The 18,538-nt window shown below is 62.9% G+C and carries 16 protein-coding genes; 7 read left to right on the top strand and 9 right to left on the bottom strand.

Annotation, left to right across the window (positions count from 1 at the left end; all coding sequences use genetic code 11):
* Window positions 1-26: 26 nt before the first annotated feature.
* The 3 genes from AC1DYO_RS28465 to AC1DYO_RS28455 form a co-directional block, all read right to left on the bottom strand.
* Window positions 27-1,109 carry an ABC transporter ATP-binding protein gene (locus AC1DYO_RS28465; protein WP_477267720.1) on the bottom strand — a complete coding sequence of 361 codons (1,083 nt, stop codon included), beginning with the start codon at window positions 1,107-1,109 and terminating at the stop codon, window positions 27-29.
* 43 nt (window positions 1,110-1,152) lie between these two features.
* Window positions 1,153-1,974 carry a carbohydrate ABC transporter permease gene (locus tag AC1DYO_RS28460; RefSeq protein ID WP_477267744.1) on the bottom strand — a complete coding sequence of 274 codons (822 nt, stop codon included), beginning with the start codon at window positions 1,972-1,974 and terminating at the stop codon, window positions 1,153-1,155.
* Window positions 1,975-2,041: 67 nt separating this feature from the next.
* A complete protein-coding gene (locus tag AC1DYO_RS28455; protein ID WP_477267719.1) occupies window positions 2,042-2,968 on the bottom strand; it encodes a carbohydrate ABC transporter permease in 927 nt (308 codons plus the stop codon).
* 140 nt (window positions 2,969-3,108) lie between these two features.
* Between AC1DYO_RS28455 and AC1DYO_RS28450 the strand changes: the two genes are divergently transcribed.
* A complete protein-coding gene (locus AC1DYO_RS28450; RefSeq protein WP_477267718.1) occupies window positions 3,109-4,323 on the top strand; it encodes a hypothetical protein in 1,215 nt (404 codons plus the stop codon).
* Window positions 4,324-4,404: 81 nt separating this feature from the next.
* A complete protein-coding gene (locus AC1DYO_RS28445) occupies window positions 4,405-5,451 on the top strand; it encodes a LacI family DNA-binding transcriptional regulator (RefSeq protein WP_477267717.1) in 1,047 nt (348 codons plus the stop codon).
* A gap of 41 nt (window positions 5,452-5,492) precedes the next feature.
* Here the strand turns inward: AC1DYO_RS28445 and AC1DYO_RS28440 are convergent, their stop codons facing one another.
* Window positions 5,493-5,651, bottom strand: a complete 159-nt coding sequence (locus tag AC1DYO_RS28440) for a hypothetical protein (RefSeq protein ID WP_181057026.1) — start codon at window positions 5,649-5,651, stop codon at window positions 5,493-5,495.
* Between the two features lie 178 nt (window positions 5,652-5,829).
* On the bottom strand, window positions 5,830-6,327 hold the full coding sequence (locus AC1DYO_RS28435) for a DUF982 domain-containing protein (RefSeq protein WP_477267716.1): 498 nt from the start codon (window positions 6,325-6,327) through the stop codon (window positions 5,830-5,832).
* Here AC1DYO_RS28435 and AC1DYO_RS28430 point away from each other — a divergent pair.
* The 5 genes from AC1DYO_RS28430 to AC1DYO_RS28410 all read left to right on the top strand — a co-directional run bounded on the left by AC1DYO_RS28430 (window position 6,326) and on the right by AC1DYO_RS28410 (window position 13,937).
* A complete protein-coding gene (locus AC1DYO_RS28430; protein WP_477267715.1) occupies window positions 6,326-7,387 on the top strand; it encodes a glycosyltransferase family 4 protein in 1,062 nt (353 codons plus the stop codon). The genes AC1DYO_RS28435 and AC1DYO_RS28430 overlap by 2 nt on opposite strands.
* A 43-nt stretch (window positions 7,388-7,430) precedes the next feature.
* Window positions 7,431-9,593, top strand: a complete 2,163-nt coding sequence (locus AC1DYO_RS28425) for an amylo-alpha-1,6-glucosidase (protein WP_477267714.1) — start codon at window positions 7,431-7,433, stop codon at window positions 9,591-9,593.
* Between the two features lie 134 nt (window positions 9,594-9,727).
* Entirely contained in the window at window positions 9,728-11,512 is a 1,785-nt protein-coding gene (locus AC1DYO_RS28420; RefSeq protein ID WP_477267713.1) for an alpha,alpha-trehalose-phosphate synthase (UDP-forming), read from the top strand.
* Window positions 11,509-12,279, top strand: a complete 771-nt coding sequence (gene otsB / locus AC1DYO_RS28415) for a trehalose-phosphatase (protein ID WP_477267712.1) — start codon at window positions 11,509-11,511, stop codon at window positions 12,277-12,279. Before AC1DYO_RS28420 ends, otsB begins: the two co-directional genes overlap by 4 nt.
* Window positions 12,280-12,479: 200 nt before the next feature.
* Entirely contained in the window at window positions 12,480-13,937 is a 1,458-nt protein-coding gene (locus AC1DYO_RS28410) for an NCS1 family nucleobase:cation symporter-1 (RefSeq protein ID WP_477267711.1), read from the top strand.
* Between the two features lie 101 nt (window positions 13,938-14,038).
* Here the strand turns inward: AC1DYO_RS28410 and AC1DYO_RS28405 are convergent, their stop codons facing one another.
* The 4 genes from AC1DYO_RS28405 to secG all read right to left on the bottom strand — a co-directional run bounded on the left by AC1DYO_RS28405 (window position 14,039) and on the right by secG (window position 18,211).
* Window positions 14,039-14,578: a DUF1697 domain-containing protein gene (locus AC1DYO_RS28405; RefSeq protein WP_477267710.1), complete on the bottom strand. Its 540-nt coding sequence runs from the start codon at window positions 14,576-14,578 to the stop codon at window positions 14,039-14,041.
* A 24-nt stretch (window positions 14,579-14,602) separates the two neighbouring features.
* A complete protein-coding gene (locus tag AC1DYO_RS28400; RefSeq protein ID WP_112561656.1) occupies window positions 14,603-16,240 on the bottom strand; it encodes a CTP synthase in 1,638 nt (545 codons plus the stop codon).
* A gap of 155 nt (window positions 16,241-16,395) precedes the next feature.
* Window positions 16,396-17,514 carry a L,D-transpeptidase gene (locus tag AC1DYO_RS28395; protein ID WP_477267743.1) on the bottom strand — a complete coding sequence of 373 codons (1,119 nt, stop codon included), beginning with the start codon at window positions 17,512-17,514 and terminating at the stop codon, window positions 16,396-16,398.
* Window positions 17,515-17,716: 202 nt separating this feature from the next.
* Complete coding sequence (gene secG, locus AC1DYO_RS28390; RefSeq protein WP_477267709.1) at window positions 17,717-18,211, bottom strand: preprotein translocase subunit SecG; 495 nt, start codon at window positions 18,209-18,211, stop codon at window positions 17,717-17,719.
* Between the last annotated feature and the right edge of the window lie 327 nt (window positions 18,212-18,538).

Below are 18,538 nucleotides of genomic sequence, written 5' to 3'. Positions count from 1 at the left end.
CCCTGAAAGAATGGATCTTGGTTGTTTCAGCTGTCGACGCGGCGACCTTCGCCGTCGAAGAGATGGCAGTGTTCGGACCCGGTGCAGACGTCCACCACATCGCCGGCGGCAATTCGTTGTTGGCCTTCAAGTGCGACCGTCATCGATTGCTTGTCAGCCAGCCGACCATAGGCGATCGTCTGGCCGCCGAGATGCTCGACATGGACGACCGTCAGCGTGCCGAGTCTCACTCCTCTGCTTTCGCCAATGCGTATGTGCTCCGGCCGCACGCCGAGGCTGAGCATGTCACCTGGAGCGGGCGTACCCGTGACCGGTACCACCACTGTCGACGCGGCCAGATCGACAGCCAGACCATCGCTGCCCGTCGCGCCCGCCCGAACGTCAAGGAAATTCATCTTCGGCGAACCGATGAAGCCTGCGACGAAACGATTGACCGGCCGGTTGTAGATTTCGAGCGGCGTGCCCTGCTGCTCGATGACGCCGGCACGCAGCACGACGATGCGGTCGGCCAGCGTCATCGCCTCGACCTGGTCGTGCGTGACGTAAATCATCGTCGCGCCGATGTCGGCGTGCAGCCTGGCGATTTCGACGCGTGTCTGAACCCGCAACTCGGCGTCGAGGTTGGAAAGCGGTTCATCGAACAGGAAGATCTTCGGGTCGCGTACGATGGCGCGGCCGATCGCGACGCGCTGGCGCTGGCCGCCGGAAAGCTGCTTGGGCTTGCGGTCGAGCAATTGCGATATCTGCAGAATGTCGGCCGCCTTGCGCACGCGCTTGTCGATCTCGGCCCTCGGCATGCGCGCCGTCTCGAGCCCGAACGACATGTTCTTGTAGACGCTCATATGCGGATAGAGCGCATAGGACTGGAACACCATGGCGATGCCGCGCTCGGCAGCCGCCTTCTCGTTCATGCGCTTGCCGCCGATCGACAGTTCGCCGCCGGAGATCGGCTCAAGACCGGCAATCATGCGCAAAAGCGTGGATTTGCCGCATCCGGATGGCCCCACAAAGACGACGAACTCGCCGCTGCCAATCTGGAGGTCGACGCCGCGGATGATCTCGGCGGCGCCGAAGCGTTTCTGGACCTTGCTCAGGGACAGCGTGGTCATGTCATGTCACCTCGTTGAAAGGCTCGTCTTGCCAGGCTGCCGGTCATCGCTTCATGCCCGTCGTCGCGATGCCTTCGATCAGCAATCGCTGGAACAGAATGAACAGGATGAAGATCGGCAGCACCGTCAGCGTCGACATTGCGAGCAACGCGCCCCAGTCCGACTGCGCGGTGGCGTCGACGAAGGTGCGAAGCCCGAGCTGCGCGGTGTAGTTCTGGATGTCGTTCAGATAGATCAGCGGGGCGAAGAAATCGTCCCAGGTCCAGATGAAGGAGAACACCGCGGCGGTCGCAAGCACCGGCATCGAAAGCGGCAGGATCACCTTCAGGAAGATGCGCAGCGGCCCGGCGCCGTCCATGATTGCGGCTTCATCCAGTTCGCGCGGAATGCCGCGAAAGAACTGCACCATCAGGAAGATGAAGAATGCGTCGATGGCGAGGAACTTCGGCACGACCAAAGGCAGGATCGTGTTCACCCAGCCAAGCTTCAGGAACATCACATATTGCGGGATCAGCAAGGCATGCTGCGGCATCATCAGCGTGCCGAGCATCAAGGCGAACCAGAAGCCGCGCCCCTTGAAGCGGAGCCGCGTGAAGGCATAGGCGGCCATCGAGCAGGAGAACAGGTTACCGATCACGACCAGAACCGAGATGACCAGCGAGTTCAGGAACATCTGTCCGAAACCGACGCTCAGGCCGCTCCAGCCGCGCCGGTATGCATCAATCGAGAAGTCTTGCGGGATGAGCGAGGTCGAGGTGAAGATCTCGTTGTCCGGCTTGAACGAACTCGCGACCATCCACAGCATCGGATAGAGCATGATGAAGCTCACCGCGATGAGCAGCGCGTAGAGCAGCGCACGCACCATGGCCGAGGAACCCTGCCCCGTTTCGGCTACCGCTGCTTCCCCGATCGCGGCCGATGAAGAGACCGCGTCAGCCGTCATAGTGCACCCAATATCTGGCGGTCAGAAACGACATCGCCGTGAAGAAGGCGATGATGAGCACCAGTACCCAGGCGAGCGCCGACGCGTAGCCGAAGCGGAAATTGATGAACGCCTCCTGATAGAGGTAGAGCGTGTAGAAGAGCGTCGAGTCGATCGGCCCGCCGGTGCCGTCGCTGATCACGAAGGCCGAGGTGAATGCCTTGAACGCATCGATGGTCAGGATCACGGCGTTGAAGAAGATGACCGGCGTCAACAGCGGCAGCGTTATCTTGAAGAACTGCCGGCTGCGGCTGGCGCCGTCGATACTCGCCGCCTCGTACATGTCTTGCGGGATTTGGCGTAAGCCCGCGAGAAAGATGATCATCGACGAGCCGAACTGCCAGACCGCCAGCAGAACGATCGTGTAAAGCGAATAGGATGGATTGGATATCCAGCTCGGTCCCTCGTAACCGAAGAGACCATTCAGCGCCTGATTGAGCAGGCCGTCGCCGGCGAAGACTTGCCGCCAGAGCACCGCGATTGCGACGCTGCCGCCGACGAGCGACGGCAGATAGAAAATGGCGCGAAACAGCGACAGGCCGCGCAGTCCCTTATTCAGCGCAACCGCTACCGCCAGCGCGAACAGCAGTTTTAGCGGCACCGACAACAGGACGAAGGTGAAGGTGACGTTCATCGCCGTCCAGAAGCGCGGATCGTCGGTGGCGATGCGGAGGTAATTGTCGACGCCGACCCAGTTCGGCGCCGACATGCCACTGTAGTCGGTCATGGAGAAATAAAGCGAGGCCAATGCCGGCCCGAGGGTCAAGGCGAAGAAGCCGATCAGCCATGGCGCGAGGAAACCATAGCCGGCCAGCTGCTCTCGCAGACCAGAGCGGTCGCGAGGCGCCTTCACTTCGAATGCGGCGACTGCCGACATGCCATCCCTCTCCCTGCGGTTCACGAACGGCGATTTTCCAAACCGGACGCCTCCGATGCTGGGCAAATTAGGATTCGAAACTTTTGCCGTCAAGAGAAAGTTTCTCTATTGACAGAAATTTCGTCAACGTGCGAAATGGCGTGCAGTCGAACAAGGTCAGCAACATGGGCGTCGAACGAAGCAGCTATTTCCAGGCCGTCGAGGTCACCGATCCGGACCCCCAGCGCGACCGCCGTCAGCAGGCGCTGGCCCGCTGCATCGAGCGGCTGCGCGCCACGATGCCCATCATCGGCCTGCGCAATCCCAAGATCGGCCTCACCGACAACACATGGAGCTATTGCGGCCCTTACGATTGGGTGATCAGTTTCCAGGCCGGGCAATTGTGGCTGGCGCTGCAACTGACGGGTGATCCGGTTTTCCTGAACGCTGCCCGTGCCCGCCGCCCTGTGTTCCGGGGCATTCTGGCCAACCACAACGCGCAGGATCATGATCTGGGCTTTCAGTTCTCCTTGGGCTGCGTCTCCGATTGGCTGATGACCGGTGATCGGGAAGCCCATCGGATGGCGATCGAGGCCGCGACAGCCTTGCTGGGGAGATATCGACCTGAGGGTCGCTACATCCAGGCCTGGAACGCGCGGTCCATTCATGGCGGGACGCGGGCCGAATTTGCCAATGGCCGCATCATTGCCGACACGATGCAAAACCTCGCGCTGCTCCACTGGGCGCATGGCGAGACCGGGCGCATGGACTTTTACGATGTCGCCGAGGGACACGCGGCAACCACGCTGAAACATGTGATCCGCGCCGACGACACCAGCTTCCACACCTTCGTTTTCGATACCGCCAGCGGCAAGCCGCTGCGGGGTGAGACGCACCAGGGCTATGCCGACGATTCCTGCTGGTCGCGCGGTCAGGCCTGGCTGATCCATGGCTTCGCGCAATGCGCCACCGCCACCGGCAACCTGCTGTACCTGGACGCTGCCCGCCGCCTTGCCGCCAAGGCGGAGGCCTTGATGGAAACCGACGGCGTCCCGGTCTGGGACTACTCGGTGCCCGATGCCGCCAACGCGCCGCGCGACAGTTCCGCCGGCGCGATCATGGCCGCCGGCGTGTATATGCTTGCCCACCAGTGTGAGCCGGAAGAGGCCGCGCGCTGGCGCGCTTTTGGGGCGCGCCTGCTTGCCGGACTGCTCGACAGTTGCGATCTCACCGAAGATGCGGAAGCGCAGGGCATGCTCGCGCATGGCGCCGCGCATGTCACTGCCGGCTTTTCAGACAACATGCTTCCTTACGGCGACTACTATTTCGTCGAAGCCTTGATGCGTTCGCTTGGGCATACCCAGTTCTTTTGGTAGAGAATCAATGGCAATACACAGTAACCTGCCTGTACGACGATCAGGAAATCAGCAAACCCAGCATCGGAAGCAACATTCCTGATGGACGACGAAGCCAACGCCCCTACCCTTCGCGACATTGCCGATGCGGCTGGCGTTTCGGTGGCTTCGGTTTCGAAGGTTCTCAACAACAGGAGCGGCGTTGGCGAGGAGAGCCGGCGCAAGATCCTCGATATAGCCGAGCGTTACGGCTACCAGGGCAAGACGGCGCGGTCGCTGCACAAGGCAGGGGTCGACAGCGTCGCAATGCTGATGCCGGCGGAATTCTATTCGCGTTCGCAGTTCTACGAGGACGTCATCCGTGGCGCCCTGGACGAGGCGGCCGCCCATTCGCTGAAGATCGACGTGCGCCTGATTTCCCTCGATTCGGTGGTGGCCGAGGTGGAGGAGCTGCTGCAGGCCGGCAAGACCGGGGCGATCGTCGCGATCGGCCTCGACCAGCCGGAAGCGCTGGAAAGGATCATCGCCAGCAAACTGCCTGCCGTTCTGATCAACGGCATGGACCGCACGATGCGCCTGAACAGTGTCCTGCCCGACAACTGGTCAGCGGGTTGGCTGGCGACGCAGCGCCTGTTGAGCGCTGGGCATCGCGAGATCGTTCATGTCGCCCTGCCACATCGCCTGTCCTTGCGCCGCCGGCTCGAGGGTTTCAGAGTTGCGCTCGAGGAAGCCGGCATCCGGTTCGATCCGCAGCGCCATGTCCTGGACCTGTCCAGATTCGGCGTCCAGGAATCGCAGACACAGCAGGTTGTTCGCCAAGCGCTGCAGGATGGCAGCCTGGCCGATGCAACTGCCTTTTTCTGCAGCACCGACATCGTCGCGCTGGGCGTCATGCAGGCGCTGCAAAGCAGTGGGTTCTCGGTTCCCGAGGATTATTCCGTCATCGGCCTCGACGATATCGCGGTCGCCCTTCATAGCCGCCCACCGCTGACGACCATTCGCATCGACCGGCTCGAACTGGGCCGTGCCGGCATACAGATGCTGATGAAACGCATCGCGGATCCGGGCGCAAACATTGTGCGCGTCAACATCGGTGTGCAATTGGTCGAACGCGCCACCGTCGGCCCGGTGCGAAAAACGGCCCGGTGAGGGCATCTGTGGGTATAGCCACCCGATAGACGAGGAACGGCTCAATTCGAGCGCCTGTCGATGTAGGTGTAGACGCCGGCTCCGATGGCGACTGCGCCGACCGTGATCACGATCGATGGCGCGCCCATCAAACTGGCAAGGACCGCCCAGATGAGGGCGATGACGATAGCGCCGAGTGTTCCCAGGATCAGTCTCGGCAATGTCTATCCTCCACGTGCGGACCGTCCGTGGATTGGTCGTCAACCACCGGTCATGCGCAGCATGAAAGCACAGTGTAGCCCATTAGGTGAAGGGCCACGCGGGCATACTCTGGTGCAAAAAAACGGCGCCCGAGCCACTACGGCGCAGGAGTTCAATTAGAAATGGCTGAACCGGCGCCTAGCGCCTCAGCGCATAAACTTCGGCTATGCTTTCGCCGCCCATTGGCAGCGCCATGTCGTCGTCGAGCAGGCGGGTGATACGGGCAAAGCCGGTGAAGGCCTTCCTTGCCTCCTCAGGCGACATCCGGCCGGACAGGGCCGCGGAGCAGCAATTCAGGGCACACTGATACACGGGCCCACGCCGTCCCGACGGCCATTTCTGCAGAAAGACCATCGCTTCGGCAACGCTATCGACTTCCTCGACGGGGTGTCCCTGCCCGCGCGCAATGCGCACCGGCGTAAAGAAATGCAAGCGGTCCATCTTGTTCTCTCCCTGGTCGGCCGCAGTGCGAACCAACCTTACTAAATTCGCGAACAGCGAGTTGGTTCCCGCTTCTTGCAAAAAAATTCGCGCGGGCCGGCTTGGGATCGTCGACGGCCGGCTTTTATCCGGAACGTTACGCCCGCTGAAGCATTTCGCTCCCGTGTTCGCCTTTTGAGGGACAGTCCAAACCATGCGTATAGCCCACGTCGCCCCTTTGCACGAATCCGTGCCGCCAAGGCTCTATGGCGGCACCGAGCGGATCGTTTCCTATCTCACCGAAGGGCTGGTCGAACTCGGCCACGAGGTGACGCTGTTTGCCAGCGGCGACAGCCACACCTCGGCCAGACTGATACCCGGACGCGAACGCGCGCTGCGCCTCGATCCGCGACCGCTCAAGTCAGAGACAGCAGCGCACCTTGCGATGCTGGCTGATGTGAGGAATCGAGCCCACGACTTTGATATCATTCATTTTCACCTCAGCCATTTCCTGCATTTCTCGTTCTTCGAGACCATGCCGGATAAGACGGTGACGACGCCGCATGGCCGGCTCGATTATGTCGATCTGGCGCCGGCCTATGAGCGCTTCCCACGCTTTCCCTTGATCTCGATCTCGCGCAGCCAGAGAAGCGGGCTCGCCAATGCCAATTGGCTGGCGACCATCCACCACGGCCTGCCGACCGGGCTCTATCCGCCGACATTCGAGCCGTCGCCGGACGAACCATATCTCGCTTTTCTCGGCCGGCTGTCGCGCGACAAGCGGCCGGACCGCGCCATCGAGATCGCCTTGCGTTCCGGCATGAAGCTCAAGCTGGCGGCCAAGATCGGCGATGATGATCGCGCCTATTTCCACGAGACGATCGAGCCGCTGATCGACGGCGACCGCATCGACTATGTCGGCGAGATCGCGGAAGACGAGAAGACCGAATTCCTCGGCAATGCCGCCGGGCTCTTGTTTCCGATCGACTGGCCCGAGCCGTTCGGCCTCGCCGCGATCGAGGCGATGGCGTGCGGTACGCCAACCATCGGCTGGAACTGCGGTGCGCTGCCGGAAGTCATCGACCAGGGCGTTACCGGCTTTATCGTCGATTCGCTCGACGCCGCAGTCGCCTCGGTACCGGCCTTGCTGTGGCTCGACCGGCGCAAGGTGCGCGCCGTTTTCGAAAAGCGGTTCTCCGCCGACAGGATGGCCCGCGACTATCTCACTGCCTATGCGCGCCTGATCGGCATTCCAGCGGAAGCGAAAGCGTCTTGAGCGACGGCGGATGTTCCGAAGCCAAAACAGAGATTTGTGACTGATGACCCAACTTGACGAGCGCAAGCTCGACCCTGCCGTGGCCCTTGCCTCCCTCGACGAAACAGCGCCGCGCGAGCCGCACCGGCTGTTCGCCCTGAAACAAGGCGACTGTTTTGCGGTGGCCGATGCCTATGGCGATATCAGGGGCGCCGGCGACGGTTTCTTCCGCGACGACACACGGGTGCTGTCGGAGTTCCGGCTGACCGTCGGCGGGCGGCAGACATCGCTGCTCGGCGCCTCGCTCAGCCAGGACAACGTGCTGTTCACCAGCAATCTGACCAACCTGCCGATGCAAAGCGTCGGCGGCCGCGACATCCCGCAGGGCGCAATCCATATCGAGCGCGTCAGGCTGCTGTGGCAAGATCGGCTGTTCGAACGCATCACCCTGTCCAACTACAGCCAGGAGCACTCGGCGATCCGCATTTCGCTGCACTTCGCCGCCGATTTTCGCGACATGTTCGAGGTGCGTGGCTCGACCCGGCCGAAGCGCGGTATGGCGCATGCGGCCGAAATCGAGCCCGCGTCCGTGCTCTTGCGTTACGACGGGCTGGACGGACTGGCGCGCGTGTCGGCGATCTCGTTCTCGCAGGCGCCGGACCAGTTGAGCGCCGAACGTGCGGATTTCCTCATCGCGGTGACCAAGCGCAGCAGCAAGGTGCTTTATGTCGAGGTCGGTTCGGAATTGGCTGAGCCGCCTGATCGCGACCGTTTTCGGGCAGCGGCGGCACGCGCTCGCTTCGGCATGCGGGCCAAGCGCCGTCATGGCGCGACGGTGCACAGTTCGGGCCGTGTCTTCAACGACTGGGTGGAACGCGCCCGCGCCGACGTGGCCTTGCTGACCACCGAGTTGTCGACCGGCCCGTACCCCTATGCCGGCATTCCCTGGTTCTCGACCGCGTTCGGCCGCGACGGCGTGATCTCGGCGCTGCAGATGCTGTGGCTCAATCCCGGCCTGGCGCGCGGCGTGCTCACCTTCCTCGCCCAGCACCAGGCGACAGAGACATCGCCATTCAGCGACTCGCAGCCCGGCAAGATCATGCACGAGACGCGCAAGGGCGAGATGGTGGCGCTGCAAGAGCTGCCCTTCGGCCGTTACTATGGCGGCGTCGACACGACGCCGCTCTACATCCATCTCGCCTGCGCCTATGCCGAGCGCACCGGCGACATGGACTTCATCGCCAGCTTGTGGCCGTCGCTGTGCGCCGCCGCCGAGTGGACCGAGGAAGCCAGCCGCGCGACAGGCTTCGTCACCTATCAGCGCGCCGCCGAATCCGGCCTCGCCAACCAGGGCTGGAAGGACAGTTTCGACTCTGTCTTCCACGCCGACGGGCGCATCCCCAAGGGACCGATCGCACTGGTCGAAGTGCAGGGCTATGTCTTTGCCGCCTTCAGGGGGCTGGCTGTACTTGCTCGCCGCCGCGGAGAATTCGCGCAGGCCGAGCACTGGGAAAACCGCGCCGAAGAAATGCGGATCGCCGTCGAGCGCGATTTCTGGCTGGAGGATCTCGGCTTCTATGCGCTCGCCATCGATGGGGCCGGCGAACCTTGCAAGGTGCGCACGTCCAATGCCGGGCATCTGCTCTATGTCGGGCTGCCCGACCCGGCGCGGGCGCAGATGGTCGCCGACCAGCTGCTATCGGCGTCCTTCCAGTCCGGCTGGGGAGTGAGGACGCTTGCCGACGATGCGGTGCTGTTCAACCCGATGTCGTATCACAACGGCTCGATATGGCCGCATGACACTGCTCTGTGCGGCGCCGGCCTGGCGCGTTTCGGTGAGCGCGACAGCGTGGTGCGGCTGATGAGCGGCACGTTCGAATCGGCCGTGCATTTCAATATGCGGCTACCGGAACTGTTTTGCGGCTTTACCCGCTCGGTCGGTGAAGCGCCGATCGCCTATCCCGTCGCCTGCCTGCCGCAAGCATGGTCGGCCGGCTCGGCCTTCATGCTGATGCAGGCCTGCCTCGGCCTGGAAATCGACGGCTGGAACGGCGAAATCCACGTCACGCGGCCGAGGCTGCCGATCGGCATCGACACGCTGACGCTCAGGCATCTGGGTGTCGGCGAAAAGAAAGTCGATCTGACTTTCCAGCGCGTCGGCGACCGCGTCGTCGCCTTTCTCGCCGACCGCCATGAAGGACTGGTTCCGCTGATCGTGCGAAGCTGAGCTGGATCATTTTCGCGGGAACCGATCGCAGTTTTGTGCGTTGCAAAATGACAGCTGCCGGCGGCCAGCCGCCGGCGAGCGTGTTCAAATTCAACGAAGAAGACTGACCGCCGAAGGCGGAGATTGGCACTTCAATGATAAATTATGGCGTCGACATGCTCTGGATCGTGATCCTGGCAAGCCTCGGTCTATCCGCCCTTGCCGTTTTGTTTTCGATATCCCGGCAGCGCGGCAGCCATCCACCAGTCGCTCGAACGGTGAGCGAGGATGTGGCGGCGGAAGAAGCGGCGCGCAAGGTCATGCGCGAGTTCGAAAAGAACGGCCAGTCCGTCGACGCAGCCCTTGTGACATGGTCACCCGAAACCTTGCGCAAGATCCTCGCCGACGACCTGCCGGATGCGCAGGTCATCGTCGTCTCCAACCGCGAGCCTTACATCCATAACGTCAAGGACAATGGCGTCGAGCTTGTCGTGCCGGCCAGCGGTCTGGTGTCGGCGCTGGAGCCCATCACCCGCGCCTGCGGCGGCACCTGGATCGCCTATGGCGGCGGCAGCGCGGATCGTCTCACCGTCGACGGCAACGACCGGGTGCCGGTGCCGCCGAACAATCCGTCCTACACGCTGCGCCGTGTGTGGTTGAGCGAGGACGAATATCAGGGCTACTATCTCGGTTTTGCCAATGAAGGCCTGTGGCCGCTCTGCCATATCGCCTTCACCCGGCCGATCTTCCGTGCCTCGGACTGGGAGGCCTACGAGGCCGTCAACCGCAAATTCGCCGATACGGTGGTGGCAGAGGCGCGCAACGAGCGGCCGATCGTGCTGGTTCAGGATTACCATTTCGCGCTGCTGCCACGCATGATCCGGGAGCGCCTGCCGGAGGCGATCATCATCACCTTCTGGCATATCCCGTGGCCGAACTCCGAAGTCTTCAGCATCTGCCCCTGGCGTGAACGCATCCTGGAGGGGCTGCTCGGCAGCTCGATCATCGGCTTCCACACCCAGTTCCACGCCAACAATTTTACCGAAAGCGTCGATCGCTTCTTGGAAAGCCGTATCGAACGCGCCGATGCGGCGATCTCCTATGGCGGGCAGACGACGCTGGTGCACGCCTATCCGATCTCCATCGAATGGCCCGCCGAACTTCTGGCGAAGCTGCCCACGGTCGAGGAATGCCGCACCCGCCTGCGTGACAGGTTCGGCTTGCGGCCGGACGTCAAGCTGTGCATCGGCGTCGAACGGCTGGACTACACCAAGGGCATTCTCGACCGGTTCCATGCGCTGGACGAACTGTTCACACGGCACCCCGAATGGATCGGCAAGTTGGTCTTCCTGCAGATCGCAGCGCCCAGCCGCGGCACGCTGCCGGCCTACCAGCAACTGCATGACGAATGCATGCGCCATGCCGACGACCTCAACCTGCGCTATGGCAGCAGTGACGGCTACAAGCCGGTCATCATGGTGGCCGAGCATCACTCGCAGCAACAAGTCTACGAAATCTATCGCGCTGCCGACATCTGCATGGTCACCAGCCTGCATGACGGCATGAACCTCGTCGCCAAGGAATTTGTCGCCGCGCGCGACGACGAGCAGGGCACGCTTTTGCTCAGCACCTTCGCCGGCGCGTCGCGCGAATTGCTGGAGGCGCTGATCGTCAACCCTTACGACGCGGCGATGATGAGCGAGGCGCTGCTGCAGGCCCTGACCATGCCGGCGGAAGAACAGCGCGAGCGCATGCGACGCATGCGCGAGAACGTGCGCGACAACAATGTCTATCGGTGGGCCGGCAGCATGCTGCTGGACGCGGCGCGGCTGCGCAAACGCAGCGATCTCGACCGAGCGACAGGAGCCGGCGAGTGGCCTGCAAACACCGACACCAACATCGTCTCGCTAGCCGAGCGCAAGCACAAGGTGGCGTCATGACAAGCCTGCCAACCGCACCCAACCTGCCTGCAGGACAATGGGCACTTTTCCTCGACATTGACGGCACCTTGCTGGAACACGCCGCTCATCCCGACGCCGTTTCCGTCAGCAACGAATTGCGCACTCTGCTCGGCGCCATCGACGAACGGCTGGACGGCGCCGTTGCCTTCATCACCGGCCGCTCGGTTGACGTCGCCGACCGCCTGTTTCATCCGCTGAAACTGCGTGTTGCCGGCCTCTATGGGCTGCAACACCGGCTGACGCCGGACGGTCCGGTCGTCGCCGCGGATGCGCCCGCCGATATTGCTGCCCTGGCCGACGCCATCGAAGCCGAGCTGGATGACGGCCTGGTTCATATCGAGCGCAAGGGTCCGATCCTCGCCATCCATACGCGGGCGACGCCGCATCTGCTAGCCAGGGCCACCCAGCTTGTCGAGCAGGCATTGGCCGAACTTCCCAAGGGATACCGGGTCATTCCAGGCAATGCCGGTGTCGAACTCATGCCGCTCGAGGCGGCCAAGGGCGCTGCCGTGCGGCGCTTCATGGCCATCCAGCCCTTTGCCGGGAGGCGGCCGGTTTTCCTCGGCGACGATACCGCTGACGAAAACGGTTTCGAGGCGATCAACGAAGCCGGCGGCATCTCGATCCGGGTCAGGCCGCGCGGCTCTACCCTCGCTCAATACCGGCTCGATGACGTCACCCGCGCCATAGCTTGGCTTGCCGCCAATTTTGACGCGTCACCGGCCCTCGCCCGCAAAGCATCCTGATCGCGGTCGCCAGCGGCTCGAATCAAGGCCGCCGCGATTGCGCCCCGTCTCCGACAAAGGCCGATCGATAAGCGCGATTCTCGTTGAATATCTTTCAGGCCAAAGCCGGCAAATGGATTGCTTGCCGGTTCCCCTGCGTCAGGCCTAACCTGCGCAGCCAACGCATGGAGGTGCGTTCGGCAAAAGGGGAGGAATTCACCGTGACAATACAAGGCGCATCGCCTGGCCTTTACAATGAGGACCTCGCTCCGGCGAAGGTGCGGAACTGGGGGCCATTCTCGATCTTCAACGTCTGGACGTCGGACGTTCACAGCCTGTGGGGCTATTACCTCGCTGCCAGCCTGTTCCTGTTTTGCGGCGGCTTCGTCAATTTCATCATTGCCATCGGCATCGGCTCACTGATCATCTACGTGCTGATGAACATGGTCGGCTATGCCGGCGTGAAGACCGGCGTGCCCTACCCCGTTCTGGCGCGCGCCTCCTTCGGCATCTGGGGCGCCAACATTCCGGCCCTGGTGCGCGCCATCGTCGCCTGCTTCTGGTACGGCGCGCAGACGGCGGCCGCCTCCGGCGCGATCGTGGCGCTGTTGATCCGTTCGCAATGGTTCGCCGATTTCAACGCCAACACGCATTTCCTCGGCCATAGCGGCCTGGAAGTGATCTGCTTCGTCGTCATCTGGGCGCTGCAGCTCTTGATCATCCAGCGCGGCATGGAAACAGTGCGCCGCTTCCAGGATTGGGCTGGTCCGGCGGTGTGGGTGATGATGCTGATCCTGGCGATCTATCTCTGCGTCAAAGCCGGAACCTTCGCCTTCACCAGCGACATTCCGATGGACGTATTGCTGGAGAAGACCAAGGACGCCGGCGTGCCGGGCACGCCTGGCTCATGGACGGCGCTGTTTGCGGTCGCCGCCATCTGGGTCACCTATTTCTCGGCGCTCTATCTCAATTTCTGCGATTTCGCCCGCTATGCGCCGGACCAAGCGTCGCTGCGCAAGGGCAACATCTGGGGTCTGCCGGTCAACCTCATCCTGTTCTCGCTGGTCGCCGGCGTCACCACCATCGCCGCCTACGACGTCTATCACGAAGTGCTGCTGCACCCCGACCAGATCTCGGCCAAGTTCGACAGCTGGTTCCTGGCAGCACTTGCCGCGCTAACCTTCGCCGTGGCGACGCTCGGAATCAACGTGGTGGCGAACTTCGTCTCGCCAGCCTTCGACTTCTCCAACGTCTTCCCGCGCCAGATCGACTTCAAGAAGGGCGGCTACATCGCGGCGCTGATCGCGCTGGTGCTCTACCCCTTCGCGCCATGGGATGGCAGCGCCGCCTCCTTCGTCAACATCATCGGCGCGACGATGGGGCCGATCTTCGGCGTGATGATGGTCGACTACTATCTGATCCGCAAAGGCGAGGTCGATGTCGAGGCGCTGTATCGCGAGGACGGCGAGTTCCGCTTCCAGGGCGGCTGGCACGTCAACGCCTTCATCGCCGCCGGCATCGGCGCAATCTTCTCGTCGATCCTGCCCAACTTCACCAACTGGCTGCCGTCCTGGTGGGGCGTCTATGGCTGGTTCTTCGGCGTCGCGATCGCAGGCGCCATCTACTACGTGCTGCGCACCATGGCGCTCGGCGCTGGGGCGAAGACGGCAAAGGCATGAAATGAGGGAGTAGGCAGTAGGTGCCAGGGAATAGAGACCTACTGCCTACTGCCTACTGCCTACTGCCTACTGCCTACTGCCTACTGCCTACTGCCTACTGCCTACTGCTCCACCATCTCAGCCAGCTTGCGCACCGTGTTCCAGTTGCGCGCGGTGCCGATGCCCATGCGCTTGTGGTTCATTGCCGCTAACAGCCGCGAGCTTGGCCGCTCGCGCGAAAAGACGACCCAGATGTCACCGCCGACCGAAGCCGCCTTCTCGTCTTCGGCGGCATAGGCCTGGAGCGCCGCGGCTGCATCGGCAGGCGCAGGCTTGCGCATGATGCGCACCGCCACCTGATCGCCGGTTTCAGCCGACTCGGCCGGGAACGGATTGCCGGCGGCGAGCTTCAGCCAGTCCTCGGCAGTGCGCACGATGATGACGACATGGCGGCCGAAGGTTTTTTCGAAGGCCGTTTCGAGCCGCTGTTCCAGCTTGGCGATATCGCTCGCCCGCGCCTCGAAGACCAGATTGCCGGTCGCGACCAGTGTGCGGGGATTGTTCAGCCCGAGGCTTTCGGCCATCGCCTTGAGGTCGGCCATGACGACCCGGCGGCCTTCGCCGAGGATGATGCTGTAGAGCAGCGCGACATAGGTTTGCATCAGCTGCGAACCCCCGCCGGCAGCCTAGACCAGCCGCGACTGGTCCACCGCAGCCGAGATGAAACTGGCGAACAGTGGATGCGGCTCAAGCGGCCGGCTCTTCAACTCCGGATGATATTGCACGCCGATGAACCAGGGATGGTCAGGATATTCGACCGTTTCCGGCAGCACGCCGTCGGGCGACATGCCGGCAAACACCAGGCCGCAATCTTCCAGCCGCTCCTTGTAGTCGACATTGACCTCGTAGCGGTGGCGGTGGCGCTCGGAAATCTGGGTGTCGCCGTAGATCTCGGCGATCTTCGAGCCCTTGGTGAGCTCGGCCTGATAGGCGCCGAGCCGCATGGTGCCGCCGAGGTCGCCGGTCTCCCGGCGCTTCTCCAGCATGTTGCCTTTCAGCCATTCGGTCATCAGGCCGACGACCGGCTCGTCGGTCGGGCCGAATTCGGTCGACGAGGCATGCTCGACGCCGGCCAGCGAGCGCGCCGCCTCGATGCAGGCCATCTGCATGCCGAAGCAGATGCCGAAATACGGCACCTTGCGCTCACGCGCGAATTTGGCCGCCAGGATCTTGCCTTCCGAGCCACGCTCGCCGAAGCCGCCCGGAACCAGGATGCCATGCACCTTTTCCAGCCACGGCGTCGGGTCTTCCTTCTCGAAGATCTCGCTTTCGATCCAGTCGAGCTTGACCTTGACGCGGTTGGCCATGCCGCCATGCGACAGCGCCTCGATCAGCGATTTGTAGGCGTCCTTGAGGCCGGTATATTTGCCGACGACGGCAATGGTGACCTCGCCTTCCGGATTGTGGATGCGGTTGGACACCGCCTGCCAGGGCTCCATGCGCGGCTTCGGCGCCGGATCGATGCCGAAGGCGGCCAGCACTTCCGAATCAAGGCCTTCCTTGTGGTAGGCCATCGGCACGTCATAGATGTGCGGCACGTCGAGCGCCTGGATGACCGCACTCTCGCGCACATTGCAGAACAGCGACAGTTTTCTGCGCTCTTCCTTGGGGATGGCGCGATCGGCGCGCACGAGCAGGATGTCGGGCGCAATGCCGATGCCGCGCAGTTCCTTGACCGAATGCTGGGTCGGCTTGGTCTTCAACTCGCCGGCCGTCGGGATGTAAGGCATCAAGGTGAGATGCACATAGACGGCGTTGTTGCGCGGCAGGTCGTTGCCGAGCTGGCGGATGGCTTCCAGGAACGGCATCGCCTCGATGTCGCCGACCGTGCCGCCGATCTCGCACAGCACGAAATCATAGTCGTCATTGCCGTCGAGGACGAAATGCTTGATCTCGTCGGTGACGTGCGGAATGACCTGCACGGTGGCGCCGAGATAGTCGCCGCGCCGCTCGCGCTCGATGATGTTCTTATAGATGCGGCCGGTGGTGATGTTGTCTTGCTGATTGGCCGAGCGGCCGGTGAAGCGCTCATAGTGGCCAAGATCGAGATCGGTCTCGGCGCCGTCATCGGTGACGAAGACCTCGCCATGCTGGTAAGGCGACATCGTTCCGGGATCGACATTGAGGTAGGGGTCGAGCTTTTTGATGCGTGCGCGATAGCCTCGCGCCTGCAAGAGAGCCCCAAGGGCCGCTGCGGCAATGCCTTTTCCAAGTGAGGAAACCACGCCGCCTGTGATGAATACATATCGCGCCATGGGAGTCATCGCTTAACGCGGCCGAATTGATTCCGCCAGAGAAAAAACCGCCGCCGAGGCTTTTTCCAAAGAAGGCGCGATAGTCCCGAGGTTCGAGACTGTTGTTCTTAGTCAAAACAAAAGGGCCGGCGGAAGCCGGCCCCTTCGGCAGGATTAGGAGGACGTCAGATGATGACGACCTTGGTGCCAACCCTGACGCGGCTGTAGAGGTCCATGACGTGCTCGTTGATCATGCGGAAGCAGCCATTGGAGGCGCTGGTTCCGATCGACTGCGGCGCGATGGTGCCGTGGATGCGCAGATGCGTATCCTTCTTGCCGTCATAGAGATAGATGGCGCGGGCGCCGAGCGGGTTCTGACCACCGCCAGGCATGCCGTCCTTGTACTGGCCATAGTGCTTGGGCTCGCGCTTCTGCATGTCGAGCGTCGGGATCCAGCGCGGCCATTCCTGCTTGTCGCCAACGGCAACCGTGCCCTTGAACTGCAGGCCTTCGCGGCCGACGGCAATGGCGTAGCGGCGGGCGGTGAAAGCCGATTCAACGAGGTAGAGGCGGCGCGCGCTGGTATCGATGACGATCGTGCCGGCGCTGTAGCCGGAGAATTCGACTTCCTGCGGCACGAACTCAGGCTTCACCTTGAACTGCTTCTTGGCTTGCCGCTTCTCCAGAGCCTGGTCGAGCGCCCGCGTTTCGGGGAGATAGGCAATCGAGGAGGCAGAAGATGTGCCGCCGAACAGGCCGGCGAAAAGCCCGCCGCTCTGCGGCTTCTGGCCAGGGGCCTCGCTGCGCAATTCGCCATTGTTGCCGGTCAGCGCGACGTTCATCGCTTCGGCCGGAAGCGGTTCGGCCGACTCGATCGGCTCGATCGGCGCAATCGGATCAACTGGCACGATGATTTTGGTGGTCTTCTTGCCCGGCTTGGCGTCGGCGACCGCGACCGGCTTGCCCTTGCTGGCCAGGAATGCCTGGCGCTGGGCGTCGGCCTTGGCTTTCGCCGCATCGCGCATGGCCAGCTTGCGGGCCTCGAGCGCCTTGGCGCCGGCAGCCGCCTTGTCGGCCGCGATCTTGTCTTCGAGCTTGCTGATCTGAGCCAGATCATCCGAGCTCGGGTTTTTCTTCTTCTTGAGAAGCTTCAACTGCGCCGCATCGCTTTTGGCGGCGACGTTGATGACAGCGGTTTTGCCAACCGCCTGCGGTGAAGTCACTGCCGGAGTGCCGGCGAAGGCCGCGGAGCTCATGCCGAGTACGGCACAAAACCCCATGAAAATGAAGCTGCGAAGCTGCATGGCGAAGATCCGATCGTTCAATGCTTGTTGCCCACGGCGTCGCCCGGCGCCCCCCAAGGGCGCAGAAAGTGCCGCGCGCAATCTATAATCGAAGTGCCGGATGGGCCTCAAGCGGAACGCGTGGTCGAATCTTCGTGATCATGCGCCATTTGCCGCGACTGTGTTGAAACAACAACAGATCGCGGCATCTGACCCTATCCGACTACTGGTTCGGAACCTGCGGCGTGACCGGCAAGGTGACGCCGTTGGCAGCCGGCGGCGTTGCCGAATCGGTCGCCGGAGCTGGGACCGGAGCAGTCGCCGGGGCTGTGGTGGCGGGAGTGGTCGCCGGAGGCGTCGTGGCGGCGCCATTGCCCGAAGGCGCAGCCGGTACGGTGGTGCCGGCAGGTGGCGTCGGCGCCGTCGTGCCGGGCAACTGGTTGAGCACGCCGTTGCCGCTGTCGGCCGGTACGCGGTCGAGAATGTCGATCGGCTTTTCGCCGTAGCGGGCAACGATCGAGAGTGTCAGGGAGGTGACGAAGAAAGCCGCGGCCAGGATCGCCGTCGCCCGCGTCAGCGCATTGGCGGCGCCGCGCGCGGTCATGAAGCCGGAACCGCCGCCAATGCCGAGACCACCGCCTTCGGAGCGCTGCAGCAGCACCACGCCGACAAGGGCGAGCACGACCATGAGGTGGATGACGATCAGTACGGTTTCCATATTTTATCCTGGCAAGCCCTGCCGCTCCCTGGCGATCAGGGCCGGTGATTTGGAGGCGGCTCCATACAATGCTTTAACGGCATTTCCAAGCCCGTGGCCGGAATATGGGAAGCAATGCGCACTTTGCAACGATTTCGGCCGCAGCGCGGCTTTTGATCAAGTCGACGACGGAACGCCGGCTAGGAGCCTGACTCTGTAATGGGACCCGCCGAGGCGATCTGGGTCGGCAGGGATTCTGGCGTGGATGACAGAGTGCGTCCGATCGAGCCGCGGTTGTGTCACAATGATCAGGCCGGTGTCATCGATCTTTGTGCTCCTGCCAGCTTG

The organism is Mesorhizobium sp. P2_F5 (assembly GCF_056403715.1).
Note: the sequence above shows the minus strand (reverse complement) of the source record. Positions and strands in the feature narration are given on the sequence as shown.